23 protein-coding genes are annotated in these 19,996 nt (G+C 67.4%); 9 read left to right on the top strand and 14 right to left on the bottom strand.

Going from position 1 to position 19,996, the window contains the following annotated elements; all coding sequences use genetic code 11:
- Nucleotides 1-9: 9 nt before the first annotated feature.
- Nucleotides 10-549: an ACT domain-containing protein gene (locus Q0309_RS17230; protein ID WP_299444193.1), complete on the bottom strand. Its 540-nt coding sequence runs from the start codon at nucleotides 547-549 to the stop codon at nucleotides 10-12.
- Between the two features lie 295 nt (nucleotides 550-844).
- Between Q0309_RS17230 and Q0309_RS17225 the strand changes: the two genes are divergently transcribed.
- The gene (locus tag Q0309_RS17225) at nucleotides 845-1,306 is read left to right on the top strand and encodes a hypothetical protein (protein ID WP_299444190.1); all 462 of its coding nucleotides are present in this window, start codon (nucleotides 845-847) and stop codon (nucleotides 1,304-1,306) included.
- Nucleotides 1,307-1,452: 146 nt separating this feature from the next.
- Complete coding sequence (locus Q0309_RS17220) at nucleotides 1,453-1,827, top strand: flagellar basal body rod C-terminal domain-containing protein (RefSeq protein ID WP_299444187.1); 375 nt, start codon at nucleotides 1,453-1,455, stop codon at nucleotides 1,825-1,827.
- 29 nt (nucleotides 1,828-1,856) lie between these two features.
- Here the strand turns inward: Q0309_RS17220 and Q0309_RS17215 are convergent, their stop codons facing one another.
- The 3 genes from Q0309_RS17215 to Q0309_RS17205 all read right to left on the bottom strand — a co-directional run bounded on the left by Q0309_RS17215 (nucleotide 1,857) and on the right by Q0309_RS17205 (nucleotide 4,050).
- Nucleotides 1,857-2,312, bottom strand: coding sequence for a MarR family transcriptional regulator (locus Q0309_RS17215; protein ID WP_299444184.1), 456 nt, complete (start codon nucleotides 2,310-2,312; stop codon nucleotides 1,857-1,859).
- A 106-nt stretch (nucleotides 2,313-2,418) separates the two neighbouring features.
- The gene (gene radC / locus Q0309_RS17210) at nucleotides 2,419-3,201 is read right to left on the bottom strand and encodes a DNA repair protein RadC (RefSeq protein ID WP_299444181.1); all 783 of its coding nucleotides are present in this window, start codon (nucleotides 3,199-3,201) and stop codon (nucleotides 2,419-2,421) included.
- Between the two features lie 219 nt (nucleotides 3,202-3,420).
- On the bottom strand, nucleotides 3,421-4,050 hold the full coding sequence (locus tag Q0309_RS17205) for a septation protein A (RefSeq protein WP_299444178.1): 630 nt from the start codon (nucleotides 4,048-4,050) through the stop codon (nucleotides 3,421-3,423).
- A 173-nt stretch (nucleotides 4,051-4,223) separates the two neighbouring features.
- Between Q0309_RS17205 and Q0309_RS17200 the strand changes: the two genes are divergently transcribed.
- Nucleotides 4,224-4,517: an acylphosphatase gene (locus Q0309_RS17200; RefSeq protein ID WP_299444175.1), complete on the top strand. Its 294-nt coding sequence runs from the start codon at nucleotides 4,224-4,226 to the stop codon at nucleotides 4,515-4,517.
- Nucleotides 4,514-5,170, top strand: a complete 657-nt coding sequence (locus tag Q0309_RS17195) for a LysE family transporter (protein WP_299444172.1) — start codon at nucleotides 4,514-4,516, stop codon at nucleotides 5,168-5,170. Before Q0309_RS17200 ends, Q0309_RS17195 begins: the two co-directional genes overlap by 4 nt.
- Nucleotides 5,171-5,192: 22 nt before the next feature.
- Here Q0309_RS17195 and Q0309_RS17190 read toward each other — a convergent pair whose 3' ends face one another.
- A complete protein-coding gene (locus Q0309_RS17190; RefSeq protein WP_299444169.1) occupies nucleotides 5,193-5,669 on the bottom strand; it encodes an ImmA/IrrE family metallo-endopeptidase in 477 nt (158 codons plus the stop codon).
- A complete protein-coding gene (locus tag Q0309_RS17185) occupies nucleotides 5,656-6,057 on the bottom strand; it encodes a hypothetical protein (protein ID WP_299444166.1) in 402 nt (133 codons plus the stop codon). Before Q0309_RS17185 ends, Q0309_RS17190 begins: the two co-directional genes overlap by 14 nt.
- A 180-nt stretch (nucleotides 6,058-6,237) precedes the next feature.
- On the opposite strand from Q0309_RS17185, the gene thiS reads away from it, so the two are divergent.
- On the top strand, nucleotides 6,238-7,236 hold the full coding sequence (gene thiS, locus Q0309_RS17180) for a sulfur carrier protein ThiS (protein WP_299444163.1): 999 nt from the start codon (nucleotides 6,238-6,240) through the stop codon (nucleotides 7,234-7,236).
- Between the two features lie 180 nt (nucleotides 7,237-7,416).
- Complete coding sequence (locus Q0309_RS17175) at nucleotides 7,417-8,652, top strand: flagellar hook protein FlgE (RefSeq protein ID WP_299444160.1); 1,236 nt, start codon at nucleotides 7,417-7,419, stop codon at nucleotides 8,650-8,652.
- A 10-nt stretch (nucleotides 8,653-8,662) separates the two neighbouring features.
- On the opposite strand, the gene Q0309_RS17170 is transcribed toward Q0309_RS17175, so the two are convergent.
- Nucleotides 8,663-9,811: an aminotransferase class I/II-fold pyridoxal phosphate-dependent enzyme gene (locus Q0309_RS17170; protein WP_299444157.1), complete on the bottom strand. Its 1,149-nt coding sequence runs from the start codon at nucleotides 9,809-9,811 to the stop codon at nucleotides 8,663-8,665.
- A 41-nt stretch (nucleotides 9,812-9,852) separates the two neighbouring features.
- Nucleotides 9,853-11,136, bottom strand: coding sequence for a gamma-glutamyltransferase (locus Q0309_RS17165; RefSeq protein WP_299444154.1), 1,284 nt, complete (start codon nucleotides 11,134-11,136; stop codon nucleotides 9,853-9,855).
- A 124-nt stretch (nucleotides 11,137-11,260) separates the two neighbouring features.
- Between Q0309_RS17165 and Q0309_RS17160 the strand changes: the two genes are divergently transcribed.
- Both Q0309_RS17160 and Q0309_RS17155 read left to right on the top strand, forming a co-directional pair.
- Nucleotides 11,261-12,622: a M48 family metalloprotease gene (locus tag Q0309_RS17160; RefSeq protein ID WP_299444151.1), complete on the top strand. Its 1,362-nt coding sequence runs from the start codon at nucleotides 11,261-11,263 to the stop codon at nucleotides 12,620-12,622.
- A 110-nt stretch (nucleotides 12,623-12,732) separates the two neighbouring features.
- Complete coding sequence (locus Q0309_RS17155) at nucleotides 12,733-13,494, top strand: DsbA family protein (RefSeq protein WP_299444148.1); 762 nt, start codon at nucleotides 12,733-12,735, stop codon at nucleotides 13,492-13,494.
- Nucleotides 13,495-13,540: 46 nt separating this feature from the next.
- On the opposite strand, the gene Q0309_RS17150 is transcribed toward Q0309_RS17155, so the two are convergent.
- From Q0309_RS17150 to soxX, 6 genes are all read right to left on the bottom strand, one after another.
- A complete protein-coding gene (locus Q0309_RS17150; protein ID WP_299444144.1) occupies nucleotides 13,541-14,284 on the bottom strand; it encodes a cytochrome c biogenesis protein CcdA in 744 nt (247 codons plus the stop codon).
- 414 nt (nucleotides 14,285-14,698) lie between these two features.
- The gene (gene soxB, locus Q0309_RS17145) at nucleotides 14,699-16,387 is read right to left on the bottom strand and encodes a thiosulfohydrolase SoxB (protein ID WP_299444141.1); all 1,689 of its coding nucleotides are present in this window, start codon (nucleotides 16,385-16,387) and stop codon (nucleotides 14,699-14,701) included.
- Between the two features lie 125 nt (nucleotides 16,388-16,512).
- Nucleotides 16,513-17,355 carry a sulfur oxidation c-type cytochrome SoxA gene (gene soxA, locus Q0309_RS17140; protein WP_299444138.1) on the bottom strand — a complete coding sequence of 281 codons (843 nt, stop codon included), beginning with the start codon at nucleotides 17,353-17,355 and terminating at the stop codon, nucleotides 16,513-16,515.
- 196 nt (nucleotides 17,356-17,551) lie between these two features.
- Entirely contained in the window at nucleotides 17,552-17,878 is a 327-nt protein-coding gene (gene soxZ / locus Q0309_RS17135) for a thiosulfate oxidation carrier complex protein SoxZ (RefSeq protein ID WP_299444135.1), read from the bottom strand.
- Nucleotides 17,879-17,930: 52 nt separating this feature from the next.
- Entirely contained in the window at nucleotides 17,931-18,419 is a 489-nt protein-coding gene (gene soxY, locus Q0309_RS17130; RefSeq protein WP_299444132.1) for a thiosulfate oxidation carrier protein SoxY, read from the bottom strand.
- Nucleotides 18,420-18,485: 66 nt separating this feature from the next.
- On the bottom strand, nucleotides 18,486-18,971 hold the full coding sequence (gene soxX, locus Q0309_RS17125) for a sulfur oxidation c-type cytochrome SoxX (protein ID WP_299444129.1): 486 nt from the start codon (nucleotides 18,969-18,971) through the stop codon (nucleotides 18,486-18,488).
- Nucleotides 18,972-19,512: 541 nt separating this feature from the next.
- Between soxX and Q0309_RS17120 the strand changes: the two genes are divergently transcribed.
- Nucleotides 19,513-19,947: a hypothetical protein gene (locus Q0309_RS17120; RefSeq protein WP_299444126.1), complete on the top strand. Its 435-nt coding sequence runs from the start codon at nucleotides 19,513-19,515 to the stop codon at nucleotides 19,945-19,947.
- The last annotated feature ends 49 nt before the right edge of the window (nucleotides 19,948-19,996 follow it).

Here is a 19,996-nt window from a genome sequence, read left to right as displayed (position 1 = left end):
CGTTCAGGATCAGCGCGCGTCGGACGTCAGCAGATGCTCGACACGATAGCTCATGCCCAGGGATTCGGCCGTGTTCGAGACCGTGGCGAGACACGAGTGCGCCCGCCCCGACGGGATGGCGACGGCGAAGCGAATGATGTAGTGGCCACTCTCGTTGGGCATCGCTTGTGCGTTCATGGTGGCGATGTTGGCGTCGAAATCGCCGAACACCTCGGCCAGGCGGGCCACCAGGCCCGGCCGGTCGACGCCGGTCACATAGACGTGATGCGTGATGGCCGGTCCGCCCTCGGGGTTGACCCAGGCGTCGTACGGCGTCACTGAGACCTCCGCCTCCCGCGCCTCGGGAACATCGGTGAGCGCCGCGCGGACCTGCGCGGGGTCGGTGTCATCGGGCACGGAAACCACCGCCGAGAACTCCGCCCGCTGCCCCAGGACCGCGAACCGCGTATCGCCGAGATTGGCGCCAAGGTCGTACAGCGCCGCCGTCAGACCCGAAACCAGGCCGGTGCGGTCCGGACAGTACACCTGGACGTGCAGCGATTGGGGCATGGCAAGGGGCTCCTGACAGTCACGACGAACACAACGAAACCGGCGCGCGGGGCGCCATCCTACAGGCTCAGACCCAACCCGCAAGAGCCGAAACCGGGGCTTTCGCGCCGCCACCAGCCCACGGCGCGCCCTTTTCCCTTCTCTTTGTATGACTTAAGTCTTTCTTAACGATCGATCATTGACGGGGAGGCCATTCCCCCCCATAGTTGAAGGGATTATCGTGAAGGTCCGCGCCCCCACCATGGGGACCTGCGGCACCCTTGATCGGTCACCTGTAGAACGCCGGGACGCCAGGATGGCTACTTCGACGTCAAACGTCGGCCCTGTTGCTTCCACGCCCTCGATCTCATCGCGGGCGACGGCGGTACGCGCCAGCCAAGGCGGCAGGGGTGAGGGTGACGGCTCAATCGGGTTCGTCGAGGCCATCACCGGGGCCACCCCCACCAGGGCGCGGACGGCCGACGACCATGCGGCGATGGAGGACCTGTGGTCCGGCGCCGAGCGTCAACGGGATGCTCTCGCGGGCAAATCGGATGACGACAGAGGCGCCGCCGAGGACGCCCCCCGTTTCGTGCTGACACCGTACCGGATCACCGACTCCGCGACGCGATCCGGCGCCGTGGGTCTGCGCGACCTGTCACCGCCGATCCGCAGCGAGATCGTCCGCGCCGTTGACGTCTATGACCGGGCCATTCAGGCCGTCACCAACACACAACCGCGCGACCTGTTGGGACAACGCCTGGACCGGCGATTCTAGAGCAGATCGTGAACAATCTGAATCACCTCGTGTTTCAGAGTGTTCACGTGAATCTGCTCTAAAAACAATAGTTAACGCGGACGCGAAACCGTACCCTCGCCCCGGCACTCACGCCAGAAGGCTTATGGTCAGGAGACCCTGTTGCCATGATCAACGCACTGTCCATCGGAGTGTCCGCCCTCAGGCTGTCCGAAACGCGTGTGGCGGTGACCGCAGACAACCTCGTCAATGCCACCAACCGAACCTCGCTGGACCCGGCGGGCGAATACACCGGCTACACGCCGCACCGCGTCGCGCCTGTGTCAGAGGGAATGGGAGGCGTGCGCGCCACGGTACAACCGGTGGACCCGGCGTACATCCCTGTCCCCGACGGCGCCGGCGGAACGGAGGCGATGCCGAACGTCTCCCTCGCGGGCGAGATCGTCGAGTTGAACGACGCCAGCCGCGCCTACGAAAGCGCGGCCACCGTGATCCGCACGGCCGACGAGAAGCAGGACACCCTGTTGAACATCGTTGGCTGACGACCGCCGACTGACCCTCGCGGTCAGCGTCAGTCCCGACCGTAGCGGACGTAGTCGGTCCAGGTGCGTTCGATCTGTTCGAGGGCTTTCGAGCCGCCGCGCAACATCTCCACCGTCACACCGTTGCGCCCCAGGCGCTCCACCAGCACGCTCTGCAACTCGGCCACCACGCGCCGGATCTCGAACCCGCGATCGGTCAACTGCAACCGTGTGGCGCGGCGGTCGTGGGGACTGCGCTCCTGCGACAGATACCCCATCTCGGTGAGCTTCTTGATGTTATAGGACACGTTCGAGCCGTGATAGTACCCGCGATCGCGAAGGTCGCGGATCACGACGTCGTCCTCGCCGATATTGAACAGCAACAAAGCCTGCACCGCATTAATTTCTTCGTTCCCGACACGCCGCAATTCCGTGCGCAGGACATCCAAAAAGTGACGGTGCAGTCGTTCGACCAGTTGGACGATATTCGAATATTCCTCTAGCACGCGCGCCCCGCTTCGTATTGGCCCAGTTCCCGCCCCCAGGATGTGGGCAATAGTGTTGATCCAAAATTACCGACAATTCAAGCAAAAACGCACACAGCCCCCGGTCTCACAGCAGTCCCTGCGCCTTGAACGAGACGTGGCCGTCACGACCGACAATAACGTGGTCGTGCAATGAGACGCCCACCGCATGGGCGGCATTGCGGATCTGCAACGTCATCTGTACGTCGGCCTTGCTGGGCGTCGGGTCCCCGGACGGGTGATTGTGCACGAGAATCAAGGCACTGGCATGGAGGTCCAGGGCCCGGCGCACGACCTCGCGCGGGTAGACGGGCGTGTGGTTGAGGGTGCCCTTCTGTTGCGGTTCATCGGCGATCAAGCGATTCTTGGTGTCCAGGAACAGGATCCGGAACTGCTCCACGTCGCGGTAGGCCATGGCGGCGCGGCAGTAGTCGAGCAGGCGATCCCAAGACGACAACACCGGCTGGTTGCGGACCCGGTCGCGCAAAAGACGCACCGCGGCCGCCTCGGCCGTTTTCAGCGCGGCGACGCCCGTGTCGCCGATCCCCTTGACGGTCCGCAGACGCTCCGGCTCGGCCGCCACCACCTCCGCGAAGCTGCCGAAACGGGTCAGCAGGGCCTTGGCCAGCGGTTTCACGTCACCGCGCGGCTGGGCCAGGCACAGCAGCAGTTCCAGGAGTTCGTAGTCGGGCATGGCCTCGGGATTGGCCAGGAAGCGCTCCCGCAGCCGGGCGCGATGTCCGGCGTAGTGCGGCTTGCCGACGCCCGGCGTGCCCTGCGCCGACGCGTCCTCCAGCCCGGCCGGCGCGGACGCGTCGTCCAGCGGCAGCGTGGGATCATCGGACGAGGAACGACGGCGCGTCGAAGTCATGGCCGATCATGCCGTTGGTTGTGTCCGGGACGGGAACAGGCGCGGCCACAGGCACCCCGCCCAAGCAGTCGATCAAAGATGCGTCGCGGGACATTGGACCGTCAGGCCCTCGCGATTTGTTGAGGGCCGACCCGTCTTTTGCCCCTCGGGCCAGACGACCGGAAGTCTTTGGCCTGATCTTCGCACATCGCCTGGCAGGCGTATAGCCACGGCGCGCGGTCAGGCCGTTTCTGCGCCGGCCTCCTTGGCCTCGTCCACACGATGGCGCATCAAGAGAGGCACCTGTGCCACACTGAACAGCAGGGTCAGCGGCAGGATACCGAAAACCTTGAACGCCACCCAGGTATCGCTGGAGAACGTGCGCCAGACCACCTCGTTGAGCACGGCCAGGACGACGAAAAACAGGCTCCAGCGCACCGTCAGCAGGCGCCAGCCCCGCTCGGTCAGGTGAAACGCCCCGTCGAACACCAGCTTGAGGAAATGCCGGCCACTCAGCAGACCGGCGACCAGGATGGCCGAGAACAACAGATTGACGATGGTCGGCTTGATCTTGATGAACAGGTCGTCGTCCAACAGCACCGTCAGGCCGCCGAACACCATCACGAACACACCGCCCACCAGCGGCATGACCGGCACCCGGCCCATCAGCACCCGCGACGCCACCAGCGAGACCGCCGTCGCCACCACGAACGCGGCCGTGCCGGTGATCAGGCCGAACCACGCGTTGGTCAGGAAGAACACCAGCAGCGGCCCGGCCTCCAGAACCAGCTTGAGCCACTGGCCCTGCCCGCCGCCGGCGGCCTCGGGGGTCGGTCCGGACGACGGGTCCGGGGTTTGCACAGGGGACATGATGGCCTCACCTTTGAGGGGACGACACCGGGGCGGACCGCCGACGCGCGGTTCGGTCACCTGTAGCGCATCAGGCGGGACGCGGAAATCCCTTTGCCCCGACGATGCGGAGGATGTATGGGCGACAGACCGCAACGTCCAGCCCCGAAGACGCGACACCGGACGGAGGCATCATGTCTGATCCCAGCAAGACAACCACCGTATGCGTGCGCATCAAGGGCCGCGTCCAGGGCGTGGCCTTCCGCGACTGGACCCAAAGATCGGCCCGGGACCTGGGCCTGGACGGCTGGGTCCGCAACCGGTCCGACGGCTCGGTCGAGGCGGTGTTCCAGGGCCCCCAAGAGGCCGTCGAGCGCATGATTGAGGCCTGCCATGACGGCCCGCCGGCCGCCCGCGTCTCCAGCATCACCCCCGAGCAGACCCCGCCCGTCGCCGAGCCCGGCTTTCATCAGAAGGCGACCCTATGACCCTGGACCCGATCCCCGTCTCCATCGACTGGACCGCCTGGGCCATGGTGGCGGGGATCAACATCCTGGCCATTCTCAGTCCCGGTCCCGATTTCGCCATCACCTTGCGCAATACCCTTGCGCGAGGCATTCGCGCCGGCGTGCTGACGGCGCTGGGCATCGCCTGCGGCCTGTCGGTGCACGTGCTCTACACCCTGGCCGGCCTGTCGGTGGTGATCGCCCAGTCCGCCGTGGTGTTCACGCTATTCAAGGTGCTGGGCGCCGCCTACCTGATCTGGATCGGCGCCCAGGCGCTCCGCGCCCAACCGCGCGGCGAGTCCGATCCCTCGGCGGACACCGCGCCCGCGATGCGGGGCCGCGCGGCGTTCCTGTCGGGCTTCCTGACCAACGTCCTGAACCCGAAGGTGGCACTGTACTTCCTGGCCCTGTTCACGCAGGTCATCGACCCGGAAACCTCTCTAACCGAGAAGAGCCTGTACGGGGCCACCATGATGCTGGAAACGGCGCTCGTCTTCTCGACCATCGCCTTGCTGGTGGGCCAACCGCCCATGCGCCGGGCCTATCAGCGCGCCGCCCACTGGATCGACCGGGTTGTCGGGGTCGTGTTCGTTGGGCTGGGGCTACGGTTGGCCTTCGCCCGGGCGATCGAGTAGGCGGTCTCCCGCCGCCCTGCGATCACGTCGGCAACCCGAGCCGGATCCCCATGGCCAGCCGCGAGACGTTGAAGCGCGCCGCGAGTTGGTCGACCGTCGTGAAGCCCTCGCTCATCGCGAGAGAGACGGCTTCCCTTGGCATGAGCAGATCTGCGGCGAACCTGTTGGCCTCCGTTTCCTGCAAACTGGTCATGCCGGCGGCACGAAGCATGTAGTTGTCCTCGACGCGTTCGCCGATCGAGTCCCGGTGAAGAATGTAGTGACCGAGTTCATGGGCAGCGGAGAAACGCTGCCGCACGACGGGCTCGTTTTCGTCCACCAGGATCACGAACCCCGAGGCCGTGCCGTAACTCGGGTCACGCGCCAGCACGCCGGAAATCCCGGCAGGCAAAGGCGTGGAGTAGACCGCGAGACCAAGAGCACGGGCCGCGCCCAGCACGTCGGTTGGGGGCGGCTCCATGAACGGCGCCAACATACCCTGATATTCAATGGGAATCATCGCTCCGCGCTCCCCTGGGGGCAGGGAACTCGGCATGTCCGCCCGCCTGCTGATCGTGCGTATCCAGCCGTGTCACGACAACGGTGTTTTGCCACTTCCTGTCCACCGCGTTCGCGACCATAGATTCCATAAGATCGCGAAAGACCTGCGATTCAAGATAAGAATCGAGCCGCTCGTTCGCAACCTTGGTCGCATTGCGCCTCGCCACGCGCACCAGCCAGACCACCCCGATGATCGACAGAACAGCGATCAGAAGGCCGATCGCAGAGAGGACGAACATGGAAAGAGCGAGGAGCGTGTCCATGGACGTTAGCGCCAAGGCAGCAATGTCGGCCAACTCCTGCCGCTCTTGAAGGAGCGCGCTCTTGATCTCTGCAACGCTGGCCATTCCCGCCTCCCGTTTCAAGGGAGGCTACCCGCAGGCGCCCGCGTCGGTCAACGGCATCGGACACCCCCCCGGGCACCGTTCCTGCTGCGCGTGGCGTGGAGGCCCGGTTGAATCCGCCCCGACCGCGACCCATACTCTCGGCCAGCTTTCCCTTTCCCCAAACCGGACCCCGACAGACCCATGCAGGTGACCATCAACGGCGAGCCCCGCACGCTCGACCAGCCCATGCCCTTGAACGCCCTGTTGTCCTCGCTCGGCCTCGACGCCCGCAAGGTCGCGGTGGAGCGCAACCGCGAGATCGTGCCGCGCGGCCAGTACGACGACACCCGCGTCGGCGACGGCGACGCGCTGGAGATCGTCCACTTCATCGGCGGCGGCGCGCCCGACACCGCCGCGCCCCAGGCGGGCGAGGACGAGGGCTTCGTGGTGGCCGAGCGGCGCTTCCACTCGCGCCTGCTGGTCGGCACCGGCAAGTACAAGGACTTCGAGGAGACGGCGCGCGCCCTGGAAGCCTCCGGCGCCGAGATCGTCACCGTGGCCGTGCGGCGGGTGAACATCGCCGATCCGACGCAGCCCATGCTGATGGATTACGTCGACCCCAAGGTCTACACCTACCTACCCAACACCGCCGGCTGCTTCACCGCCGACGACGCCGTGCGCACGCTGCGGCTGGCGCGCGAGGCCGGCGGCTGGGACCTGGTCAAGCTGGAGGTGCTGGGGGACCAGAAGACGCTCTATCCGGACATGCCCGAGACCTTCAAGGCGGCCGAGGCCCTGATCAAGGACGGCTTCAAGGTCATGGTCTACTGCAACGACGACCCCATCGCCGCCAAGCGGTTGGAGGACCTGGGCTGTGTCGCCATCATGCCGCTGGGCTCCATGATCGGCTCCGGCCTGGGAATCATCAATCCGGTCAACATCCGCCTGATCAAGGAAACGGTCTCGGTCCCGGTGCTGGTGGACGCCGGCGTGGGCTGCGCCTCCGACGTGGCGGTGGCCATGGAACTGGGCGTGGACGGCGTGCTGCTCAACACCGCCATCGCCGGGGCGAAGGACCCGATCCTCATGGCCCGTGCCATGAAGCTGGCGGTCGAGGCCGGACGCTTGTCCTACCTGGCTGGACGGATGCCCAAGAAGCGCTACGCCGATCCCAGTTCGCCCCTGGCCGGCCTCATCTGAGCGCCCGGCAGGCCGGCAAGCCATGCCAGCGACCCGGCAAGGTCTGCCCAGTCGTCAGTGACGAAAGACCCTGGGAACCGGCCGCCGGCGCCGGTTCCGGTGCCTCCGGCCTGGCACGTTTCGTGCTTCAACAGCGGTGGATGAGTCCGTTCCACACGCGCTGACGCACGGAGCCCGACCATGAGCGTGTTTGCCGCCCTGCACACCTCGGCCCAAGGCATGACGACGCAGTCTCATGTCATGGAGCGGATCAGCGGCAACGTGTCGAACGTCAACACCGTCGGCTACAAGTCGTTCGACGCGCACCTGCAGGATACCGTCAACCATGTGACGACGACCGGGACATTTGTCGGCGTCAACAGCGTCGACATCCGCCGCATGGACCAGCAGGGCATCATCACCTCCACAGGTGACGCCCTGGACATGGCCATCAACGGCAACGGCTTCTTCGTCACCAACCCGAAATTCGACCTGTCGGACACGACGCACTACACACGCAACGGGGCAACGGGCACGCGTCTGGGCGACGACGGCAACAGCTATCTGACCACCAGCGCGGGCGACTTCATCCTGGGCTGGGCCGCCGATGAAGAAGGCGCCGTCGACACCACCGGGCCGCTCGTGCCGATCCAGGTCGACAGCGTCGACCCCCTGGCGGGATCGGTCACCGACGACGTCACGTTTGCCGCCAACGTAGAAGCGAATTCCACCCAGGCCCACAACTTCGAGGTCCGTGTCTGGTCCACCCCCGACGCCGAGGGGAACAACGACCCCTATGCTCTGGTGATGACCTGGAGCCCGGGCGAGATCGGCAGCAACGCATGGACGGTCAGTTACAGCGTGCGTGGCCCGGATGGCAACACAACCGCTCTACCCGAAACGACGGACGTGACCTTCGACGGATTCGCCAAATACCAGTCGCCAGAGGAGAACCCGGTGGTCACCGTGCCGTTCGCCGACGGCACCTCCAGCGATATCACCATCGACCTGACGGGCATGACCCAGTACGGCGATTCCGGGTTTTCCGAAATCTACCAGGAGGCCAACGGCTTCAGCGACGGGTTCGTCTCCAGCGTCGGGTTCGACAACTTCGGACGCCTGATGACGAACTACAGCAACGGCCAGAACCGCGTTCAGTATCAGGTCGCCCTGGCCGACTTCACCGCGCCGCAGAACCTGGAGGACGCCGGCAACACCGCCTTCACCTACCGGGCCGAGGCCGGCGAACTGACCCTGTTCGGGGTCGGGGACGTGTTCGACAGTACGGCCATCCTGCCGTCGGCGGTGGAAGGCTCGACCGTCGACCTGGCCAAGGAGTTCTCGCTGCTGATCACCACGCAGCGGGCGTATTCGACCTCGGCCACGGTGTACCGCACCAGCGACGAGATGTTGCGCACGGCCACCCAGTTGAAGTGATCACCGCCGGTTACGGCCCCCACGCCCGTAGACGCCGCGCCGCCTCCGCCATGTCCTCGGTCGCGCCGGCGAACGAAAACCGCACGAACCGGTGGCCCTGGGCGGCGTCGAAATCCAGGCCCGGCGTCGCGGCAACCCCCGTTTCCATCAGCATCCGCCGGCAGAAATCCTGGCTGTCGTTGGTCAGGCGCGACACGTCGGCGTACAGGTAGAATGCGCCGTCCGCCGGCGCCAGCCGGTCGAACCCGGCCGCCGGCAGTTCGTCCAGCAGCAGCGCCCGGTTGGCGGCATAGCGCGCCACGTTGGCCTGAAGCTCCTCCACACAGTCCATGGCGAACAGGCCGGCGTACTGCGACAGGGTCGGCGCCGAGATGAACATGTTCTGCGCCAGGCATTCCAGCGGCCGGATCATGTCCGGCGGCGCCACCAACCAGCCCAGGCGCCACCCGGTCATCGCATAGTATTTCGAGAAGCTGTTGATGACGATGGCGTTCGGTGTCAGCCCGGCGGCGGACACGGCCGGCTCGCCATAGACGATGCCGTGGTAGATCTCGTCGGAGATCAGACGGATCCCCTCCCGGTCGCAATAGGCCGCCAGCGCCCGCATGTCGTCCGGCGGCACCACGGTCCCGGTCGGATTGGACGGGCTGGCGACGATCAGCCCATCGAGCCGTTCGCCCGCCGCCTCCAGCACCGGCACGGTCGGCTGATAGCGGCTGTCCGCCCCCACGGGCAGGGTCACCGGCTTGATCCCCAGCGCCTTCAGGATGTGCCGGTAGGCGGGATAGCCCGGCGCCGCCAGCCCCACCCGATCACCGGCCGCGAACGCCCCCAGGAAAGCCAACTGGAACGCCGCCGACGACCCCGTCGTCACCAGGATGCGCTCTGGCGGCACATCGGCGCCGTGGTCCTCGCGATAGTGGCGCGCGATGCGCTCGCGCAACTCCGGAATGCCCAGCGCCACCGTGTAGCCCAAACGTTCGCGCGCGATCAGCGCCGCCAGCCGGTCGGCCGCGCCGCGCGGCAGGCCGGTGCCGGGCTGGCCGACCTCCAGGTGCAGCACACGTTCGCCGGCGGCCTCGCGCGCGGCGGCGGCGCTCATCACGTCCATGACGATAAAGGGGGGAACCTTGGCGCGATCGGCGACTTTCAGGACCATGCTCACTCACTCTATCGAAGGGACTCAATCGGCGCCGGGCCTCATGACCCGCCGACCACCAGCCCCAGGCCGGCGCCACGCGGATCGACGGCCACGGCGCAGGACTTCGGCTGACGCGGAATGCCGCCGGGACAGGACACCAGGTTGACCAGCGCACGCCCCAGACCGCCGGCGCGCGCATCCGCCACGGCCTCGCGCGGCGATCGGTCGTCCTTCAGCACCGGCACCCCGGCCTGCACCGCCAGATCGACGGCCCCGCCGCCCGCCGCCGCCACCCCGCCCAACGTCACGCCCGTATTGCGGTTGAACCGCAGCATGACGGCGATGTCCGGGCTTTGCGGCGTCGGTGTCGGCGCCAGGGCAAAGCCGAAGCCGGGCAGCGGCCGGCCGGTCCCGAACGGCTGGTTGAGCGTCAGGGCGCACGCCACGGCGCCGCCGTAGCTGTCGGCCACCACGAAGCCGGTGGCGCCCCGCGTGCGCATTCCGGCGGCCAGATCGGGCAGCGGCTGCGGGCCGGTGGGCAGGGCGTCGGCGTCGTCCAGGGCCGCCCACCGCTCGGCCAGCGTGGCGGCGCTGTCCGGCACCGGCGCGAAGGCATCCGTGTGCGACCGATAACCGACGTCGACGGGCGCTCGCCACGTGGGCCGCCAGTCGCGCAGGGCTTCGGGATCAATGGCAAACCCTTGACCGGCGGCCGCGTCCATCAGTTCCCGCGCCACGGCGCCGCCATAGTACTCGCCCGGGCCGACCCGCGCCTGGCCCAGCGCGCGCGCCAGATCCAGGTTCAGCAGCCGCTGGCCCTCGGCCGGCCCGGTCACGCCATGCACCGGCACGCCCAGGCCCAGTGCCTGGACCTCGGCCGCCAGCGCGCGCGACGCCGGAACCCCGAACCGGGCCAGGGACTCGGCGGGCGCGACCAGCCCTTCCCACCGCAACGCGCCGGCCCGCGCGTGCAGGGCGAACAGCCCACGCGGCAGGGCGGGCACGGCGACAGAGCCCTCAGGGCCGGGGTGTCCGGCGGCCGTGCTCGGCAAAAAATCCAACACCTCAACCCGGGGGTCGCCGTCGGCGTCCTTGTCCTGCACCACACAGACCCCGCCGCCGCCCAGCCCGGCCGACGTCGGCAGCGTCACCGTCAGCGTAAAGGCCATGGCCACGGCCGCATCCGCCGCCGACCCGCCGGACGACAGGACGTCACGCGCAACGACGACGGCGCGCGGTTCATCGGCGGCGACGACGCCGGCGAAGCCCTCGACGTATCCCAGCACGCCCGGCTGTCGTTCCGCGCCACACGCGGTCAGGCCCACCACCATCGCGGCCATCATCAGGGCGGCGCCGCGTCGACGACGGGCGCGTTGACCCCACCGGGGGGAGTGACTACCGTCCTTGTCGGACGTGGAACCGGGGTCGGAAGCGGGCAGCAAGCGGCGAGCAAAGGGAGGGCAGACGATGGTGGCGTGCATCCGGGTCCCCTGGGGTTCCGTCCTGTCGATGGCCGTGGCGGCTGTGGCGATGGTGCTGGTCGCGGCCATGCCCGCGCGGGCACAGACGCTGGTTCGCGACGCGGAAATCGAAAGTATCATCCGCACGTATGCCACGCCACTGCTCCGCGACGCCGGCATCGCCCCCGACGCCGTCACCATCCGGATGCTGGCGGATCGGCGCCTGAACGCCTTCGTGGCCACCGGCAACCGCTTGTTCCTGTTCACCGGCCTGATCCGCAAAACGGAACAGCCGGAGGCGCTGATCGGCGTCATCGCGCACGAGATCGGGCACATCGCCGGCGGCCATCACGTGCGCCTGGGCGACAACATCGAGACCCTGAGCACGACCTCGATCCTGGGGATGCTGCTGGGCACGGCCGCCGGCGTCCTGGTCGGGCGCCCCGACCTGGGCATCGCCCTTGGCACCGGGATGCAGGAGGCGGCCCTGCGCAACTTCCTGGCCTATACCCGGACCGAGGAGGCGTCGGCCGACGCGTTCGCCCTGAAGGCCCTGGACCGCGAGGGGCTGCCGGCCACCGGCCTGCTGGACTTCATGCATGAGATGGAGAATCAGACGGCGCTTTCGATTGAGAGCCAGTCCCCCTACCTGCGCACCCACCCCCTGACCCGCGACCGCATCCAGGCCGTCGAGGCCCACCTGGCCCGGGTGCCGCAGGACGGGCGGGCGGTGCCGGCCGAATGGCGCAACCTTCACGCCCGAATGCTGGCCAAGCTGGACGGGTTCCTGCTGCGGCCGGGTGAGGCCCTGCGGCTGTACAAGGACCGCGACGACATCCCCGGCCGCTATGCCCGCGCCATCGCCCACTACCGCGCCGTCGAACTCGACCCGGCTCTGGGCCTGATCGACGGCCTGATCGCCGACGAGCCGGACAACCCCTACTTCCACGAACTCAAGGGGCAGATGCTGTTCGAGAGCAGCCGGGTGCGGGAGTCTCTGGGCTCCTATGAGCGCGCCGTCGCCTTGGCCCCCAACGAGCCCCTGTTGCGGGTCGCGCTGGCGCACGCCCAGATCGAGAGCGGTGACGACGCGCTGTTGACGCCGGCCCAGGACAACCTGCGCAACGCCCTCAGCCGCGACGGCAACAACGCGCTGGCCTGGCGCCTGCTGGCGCAGGCCTATGGCCGGGCCGGCGACACCGCCCAGGCGGACTACGCCATGGCCGAAACCGCGCTGCGCTCGGGCGAGTACGACCGTGCGCTGTTCCACGTCGAGCGCGCGGAAACCCAGCTCAAACGCGGATCGCCCACCTGGCTGCGGCTGCAGGACATCCGCGGCGAGGCCGAACGCCGCAAGGACGACGGCTGAATGTTGCCGGTGGCGTCGGCAACCGGCGCGCCGATTTCTTGTGGCATGTCATGCCCGCCCCCATTATCCAGGGCGGAGCCCAATCCCTGTTGTGGAGGATACGCGACGTCATGAGGATGCGCCCGATTCTGGCCGGGGCCTTGGTGGCCGGCCTGCTCGCCCCGACCTGGTGGGGCGGACCCACGCCCGCCCACGCCGCCGACGCCCTGACCGACGACCAGAAGGCGGCCGTGCGCGCCCTGGTGCGGGAGACCCTGCTGGATGACCCGGAGATCATCGCCGAGGCGCTGGAGGTCTACCAGGAGCGTCAACAGGCCGAAAAGGCGGCCCAGGCCCGCGCGGCCATCGCCCACAACCGCGCGGCCCTGATGGCCGCCGAGCCGGAGGACGTGCTCGGTAATCCGGACGGCGACGTCACCATCGTCGAGTTTTCCGATTATCAGTGCGGGTATTGCAAGCGTGTGTTCCCGGAACTGATGCAGGCCGTCGAGGCCGACGGCAACGTGCGCCTGATCATCCGCGAACTGCCCATCCTGGGCCCCGAATCGGTGGTCGCCGCGCGCGCCGCCGTGGCCTCGCGCGCCCAGGACCTCTATCCGGCGTTCCACAAGGCCTTGATGGAAATGAAGGGCGGCGTATCGGAGGCCTCGGTCATGCAGCTGGCGGCCGAGGTCGGCCTGGATGTTGAAGCCCTGCGCAAGGACATGAACGATCCGGCGCTGGACGAGGTGTTCGGACAGAACATCGCGCTGGCGAAGCAGTTGGGGGTCTCCGGCACGCCCGCGTTCGTTATCGGCGGCACTCTGGTGCCCGGCGCGGTCTCTGGCGAACAGCTGAACGCGTTGATCGAACAGGCCCGCGCCGACGGGTAGGAGACGGGTCGGGGCGGCCGCGCCGTCGCCCCCATGCCCCCTGCCCTCACCCGATCGTGCCCAGGCTCGGGAAGGTCTCGATCATCCACTGGGCGATGTCGGCCATGCCGCCGGTCATGATGAGAAAGCCCGTCAGCACCAGCAGGCCGCCGATGACCTTCTCGACCGTGCCCATGTAGGCGCGAAACCGGGTCTTGAAGCGCAGGAACGCCCCCAGCGCGAAGGCCGCCAGAACGAACGGCACGCCGATCCCGATGGCATAGGTGCCCAGCAGGGACGCCCCCACCCACGGGTTCGGATTGGACCCGGCGACGAACAGGATCGCCGCCAGGATCGGCCCGACGCAGGGCGTCCAGCCGAAGGCAAACGCCAGCCCCACCACATAGGCGCCGATCAGGCCCACCGGCTTGTTCTGGACGTGGAACCGGGCCTCCCGATACAGCATGGAAATGCGCAGCACGCCGAGGAAATGCAGGCCCAGGACAATGATGATGGCGCCGGCGATCGGTGCCAGGATGTGCATGTTCTCCGAGATGATGTTGCCGGCGAACGCCGCGCCGATGCCCAGCAGCACGAACACCGTGCCGAAACCCAACGCGAAGGCGATGGCCGCGCTGACCACCCGCAGGCGCGCCGCCCGCACCGCGTCCGCCTCGCCTTCGAGCTGGTCGAGGCTGACGCCGCCGATGAAGCACAGGTACGGCGGCACGATGGGCAGAATGCACGGCGACAGAAAACTCAACACGCCGGCCGTCAACGCCCCAATGTAGGTGACCTCAAGTCCGTCCATGGGTGTTCATCCCCCGTTTGGTGCCAGGCTCAAGATGGCCGGATGAGAATCGGGACACCCAGCCGGCAGGGCACCCTGTCATACCAGCCGACCGAAGTCATGACCCGTCCCCATTCGCCGGGTGCGGTGCCGACGCGGGAGATCCCTCGGCTCGCTTCGCTCGCTCGGGATGACGATTTTTTTTAAAAACAAATACATACCTCATCCCGAAGCGTCCGTTAGGACGCGAGGGATCTCCCAAAGTGGTGTGTCGACGGTCCGGAAAACGTGTCACGATTTCCGTCGCTTGGTATCATCGCGAGCCCCCGTCTTCAGATGAGGACGAAGCAATCCAGGGCAGAAGGTGTTGCCGTATGCACTGGATTGCCCCATTTTTTGCTATTTGGGCTGCGCTCTTCACAATGACGTCTTTCTCTACGTCTTGATCTTGATCGTGGTGTTCTCGGGCACCGAAACCGTGCCGTGGCGTTCGATGTACTGCGAGACGACGTCGTAGATCGGCGGCCCCTCGGTGCCCTCGTTCACCGAGGCCCAGCCGGCGACGACGTAGCTCTTGGCCGGATCGATGGCCTCGCCGGTGGACAGGAGCGTCAGGTCGGAGATGCGCTCGCCCATGGGCTTGCGCACGTCGATGGCATAACCCATGCCGCCGACGCGCACCATGTCGCCGCCCTGCTGATAGAAGGGGTCCTCGTTGAAGATGTTGTCGGCCACATCCTCCAGCACCGTCTTCAGCATGGCCCCGTCCATCTCCTGGCGGTAGGCGCTGGGGTAGGTGATCGAGGTCATCGAATAGACGTCGTCGACGGTGATGTCCTGCCCCGGCAACAGGGTAGCGCCCCAACGGAAGCCCGGCGACAGGGCGATCTGGGCATCGCGCTCCTCCAGCAGCGCCTGACAGATCAGGTCGTCGAAGCTGCCGTTGAAGTTGCCGCGCCGGTACAGCAGGTCGTCGGTCTGGCCGAGCACGCGGGTGCATTCGGCCTCGTAGGGCGCCCGCACCTCGGCGATCACCTTGGCCATCTCCGGATCCGGCGTGATGACGTCGGAGAACACCGGGATCAGACGGTAGCGGTAGTCCGTCACGGCCCCACCCTTCACCTCCAGGTCCAGGCGTGACAGGAACTTGCCGTGCGAGCCCGACGCGATCAGCAGCGTCTTGCCGACCTTCACCTCGCGCGGCAGGGCGTCGTGGGTGTGACCGGTCAGGATGACGTCGATGCCGTCGACCAGCGAGGCCAGCTTGCGGTCGACATCGAAGCCGTTGTGGGACAGCAGAACGACCACCTCGGCGCCGTTGGCCCGCGCGGCGTCCACGTGCGCCTGCACCATGTCCGGGCGGATGCCGAACGACCACTCGGGGATCAGGTGGCGCGGGTTGGCAATCGGCGTGTAGGGGAAAGCCTGGCCGATCACCGCCACCTGCACGCCGCCGCGCTCGAACATCTGGGTGGACTCAAAGACCGGCTCCTCCCACATGGTGTCGATCACGTTGCCGCACAGGAACGGGAAGTCGAGCTCCCCGTCGATGATCTCCCGCACCCGCTCTTCGCCGTAGGTGAACTCCCAATGGGCGGTCATGGCGTCGGTCTTGAGCGCGTTGAAGGCGCGGATCATGTCGGCGCCGTTTGTCTGCAACGAGGTATAGGACCCCTGCCAGGTATCGCCGCCGTCCAGGAACAGCGTGTTGTCCGGCCGATCGGCGCGGATGGCGTTGACCAGCGTCGCGAGGCGATCCAGCCCGCCGACCTTGCCGTAGGTGCGGGCCAGTTCGACGAAGTCCACGCTGGTCAGCGCGTAGCATTCCGGCGTGTCCCGGGGGATGTCGAACATCTCCAGGAAGTCGGGGCCCGTGACGTGTGGCGGTTTGCCCTTGACCGCCCCGACGCCGAGGTTGATGGACGGCTCGCGGAAGTAGATCGGCATGAGTTGCGCGTGCACGTCGGTCACGTGCAGCAGCGTCACCTGTCCCAGCGGATCGAACCGCAACAGGTCGTCCTGGCTCAGCGCCTGGGCCGCCGCCGCGCGGCGCAGCCCGGCCGGTCCCCCCAGCAGGATCGCCGTGGCCGCCGCCGTCCGCATCAAGTCACGCCGTGTGAACATGCCCCGCCCTCTCTCTCGTTATCAGTTTATTTCCGCACAAAAACACGAGGTATCGTTTCGCGCCCAACGGGCGGCAACCCGGCGGCGTCACCGCCGGGCACGCCAGACCACGCGAAGACCCGGCCCTACTTGCGCACCGACGGCGATTCCACCGGCAGCCCGTTGCCGCGCCAACTCGTGTACAGTTCCAGATTGACGTATTCGTCGGACCCGTAGGGAAACGGCTCCGCGCGGATGTTCTTGTTGCAGCCCCGGAAGCGGCGATGCAGCGAGCCCACCGTCTGCCACTTCAGGCGGTAGGTCGGAAAACCATTCACCTGCCCCTGGCTGAGGATCTCGGCGCGAATCAGGTTGCCCGGATTGTCCACGTGACAGTGCGTGCAGGCCAGGTCGAGCTGACCGCGCCGGGTCTGGTAGAAGTCCTTGCCCATCTCGAAGAACGGCGCCGCCGGGCCGTCGATCGCCACATCGACCGCCATTCCCTTGGACTGGTTTTTGACGAACGCGGTGATGCCGAGCAGGTCATCCGACTCCCATGCAAAGGGCTCGGCCCGCATCTGGGTCTCGCGACACCAGTTGATGCGCTGCTCGATGTTCATCAGCTTGCCCCAATCCTCGAAATAGATCGGGTAGCGGGTCGCCACGCCCGCCATGCTCTCCTCGGCATCGCCGTGACAGTCGGCGCAGGCCTTGCCGGCCTCGCCTTCGACCGTATCCCAGATGTCCATGCCGCGTTCCAGCCACAGGAACGCCGGGTTCTGGAACTCGTCGTCCTGCATGGCGCGGGTCTGCGCGCCGGCGTAGGTGTAGCCCGAGCGCACGTCGCCGACCTTGTAGGGACCCCAGTCGATCCGCGCGCCGGTTGACTCGTCGGCAGCGGCCGGCGCCGCCGCCACCGCCGCCATCATGCCGGCCCCGGCGAGGCCGAGAACCCCGCGTCCAAGGACCTTGAGCATCGTCGTCATCATGGAACCGTGTCCTCCCTGCTCCGGGAGCCGACGCCGGCGGTTGGCCCGCCGTGTCCCCGGCCGTCCCGTGCGGAGCCCTTGGCGCGGGCTCCTTCTTGCTTCGTTGGGTCGCGTCACGTCAGCGTCCCGCCCGGGAGCCGTCCTGGCCGCGCCCCCGCCCGCTCGACCGGCGAATGACGGGCTGGCCCGGCCGCCCTCAGGTCACTTCGACGGACTTGGTTTCCTCGTAGACCGAGCCGTCGTCATCGTGCCAGCGGAACGTGAACTCGCCGCTTTCCTCGAGCTTGGCGAAAAAGGACAGATACGGGTTGGCCGAAATCGCCGGCTGCAGGTCCACCGCGAAGAACTCCTGCCCGTTGAACTGGGCCTCGAAGCGATGAATGATCTGACGGGGAATCGGATTGCCGTCCTTGTCCTTGCGCTGCCCCGATTCCATCGAATGGTTGATCAGGGTCTTGATTTCCACGACCTCTCCCGCGGACGCCTTGCGGGGGGCCTTCACGCGCGGCCGAATCGTCGCCATCGCCTGTGTCTCCTGTGACTGTCTTGTTCCCGGGTGCCGAGAGGCCGGCGGCTCAGCCGCCGCAGCCGCCGATGGTCACCTTGACCTGCTTCTTGCCCATCATCGCCGTGCCGTCGTTCATGCGGGCGACGACGACGACGTTCTGCGTGCCGACCAGGCGCATCCGGGTGGACGCCGTCGCCTTGCCGCTCATCGGCGTGAAGTGGAAGGTGGCAACCCTGGGCGCCGGGTTGCCATCGGCCAGGACCATCACGTCCTTCACATGGCTGTCGGCGGTCATCGGCGCGTCGACCTCGAAGGTCATGGGCACCGTGTTGCCGTTCTCGGCGATCTCGGGCAGGTCAACAGAGACGCCGCCTTCCGCCGGGACCTCACCGAGCATCTCCTTGATGGTCTCGGCCACCTCGGCTTCCGTGGCGTGCGCCAGCCGCGCCCCGAGCCCGGGCACGACGCTCAGCCCGGTGGCCACGGCGGCCGCGCCGCCGAGGCTGAACAGAACCCTGCGGCGGCTGGTGCCGCCGGAGTCTTGCATCTCAAGCATCCTGAGGATCTCCCTGTTGCACAATCATCCGCACCGACGCGCGCGCGGCGGAGCGGCCTGATCCGTCTACTGGCTTTTCTTGCTGGTGTCGCGCAAGGTCATCATGTAGGCGACAATGTCCTCGACCTGCTGCGCCGACAGGATGGGTTTGTCCTGGAACCCCTTCATGACGCGGTTCAGGCCCTCGACCTTGTAGAACGACGGCATCATGGAGTGCGGGTTCAGCACCTTGGGGTCAACGATGCGCAGGCGCAACTCGCCCTCGTCATAGACGTCCGCCACCCCGTACAGGGCCGGTCCCGTCTCGCCGTGGAACTGCTCCTCGGGGATGGGCATCTGGTGGCAGCTCAGACAGTTGCCGAGCTTGCGGTTGATGGCCCATTTGCGCCCCATGACCGGGTCCCCGGGGGTGTCGGTCAACGGCTCCCGAATGGTGTAGCCGTCCACCACCTCGTAGGACACGTCCGAGTCCGCCGCCCGGGCCGGTGCCGTCCACACGGCTGCGGCAAGCGCCGCGGCCACTGTCAGGGTCGTGTATCCGAAACGGTTCATGCCCCCTGGTCCTCCCTTGATTGGTTTCTGGTCGCTGCGGGCCGTCCGAGCCAATCCGCCGGGCCAGCGCCAGACACACGTCCGTCCGCGCCCCGACGCCGCCCGGGGGCGTCCCGGTGCCGTCGCCACCTGTTTTGGGGAGGAGCAGGGCACGCCGAGGCGCACCCACCCGGAGACCGCCACGGCGTCGCGGGGCGGCCCGGATTGTTCCTCCCTGTTCCCACGCCCCATTTTCTTTTTTGCCGCCACGGCGGCAGGGGCGCCCGATTCTTGCCGGTGTCCGCCGGGAACGCCCGCATAGGCCGCCCCGAACCCCGGATGGTCCACCCCAATTGGGGTGTTTCTCGCTCTGGAGTCTAGCGAATTAGCTTTTTATAATTCAAGCATGATCGATCGTTTCACCCATGGCAAGACTCAGTTTTCCGGCGATGAACCGTTGCGCTATCCTCCCCCCGGCGTTGCCTGAAGGGCCGTCGCGGCGCATCCACGCCCTACCGAAGCGAGCGCGGCCCGGCCGTCCGAACCCTCCGCGAGGTCCGACATGCCCCTCACCCCCGGCACCCGCGCGCGCCTCCGCCCGGCCCGCCCCGCACGCCACCGACGCGTCGGTGTGGTGGCCGTCTGCCTGACCGCCCTGCTGGGCGCGGTCGGCGTGTCGGCCAAAGCCGCCGAACTCGTCATGTTCGAATCCCCGTCGTGCACTTGGTGCCAGCGCTGGCACGCGGAGATCGGCCCCATCTACCCCAAGACGGACGAATCGCGCCGCGCCCCGCTCCGCCGCGTCAACCTCCACGACCCGTGGCCTTCGGACCTGCGCGGCTTGCGCGCGGTCTCGTTCACCCCGACCTTTGTTCTCGTCGAGGCCGGCGAGGAACTGGGCCGCATCACCGGCTATGCCGGCGAGGATTTCTTCTGGTTTCAGTTGGCCACCGTCCTGAAGGCGTTGCCGGCGCCGGACGGCGACGAAGGCCGCTGAGAGCGGCCCGGCACCAGCAACCCGACGCAATCACAAAACCACATCAGGG

This window comes from uncultured Rhodospira sp. (genome assembly GCF_937138205.1).
GTDB lineage: Bacteria > Pseudomonadota > Alphaproteobacteria > Rhodospirillales > Rhodospirillaceae > Rhodospira.
This window is presented reverse-complemented; position numbering and strand designations above follow the sequence as displayed.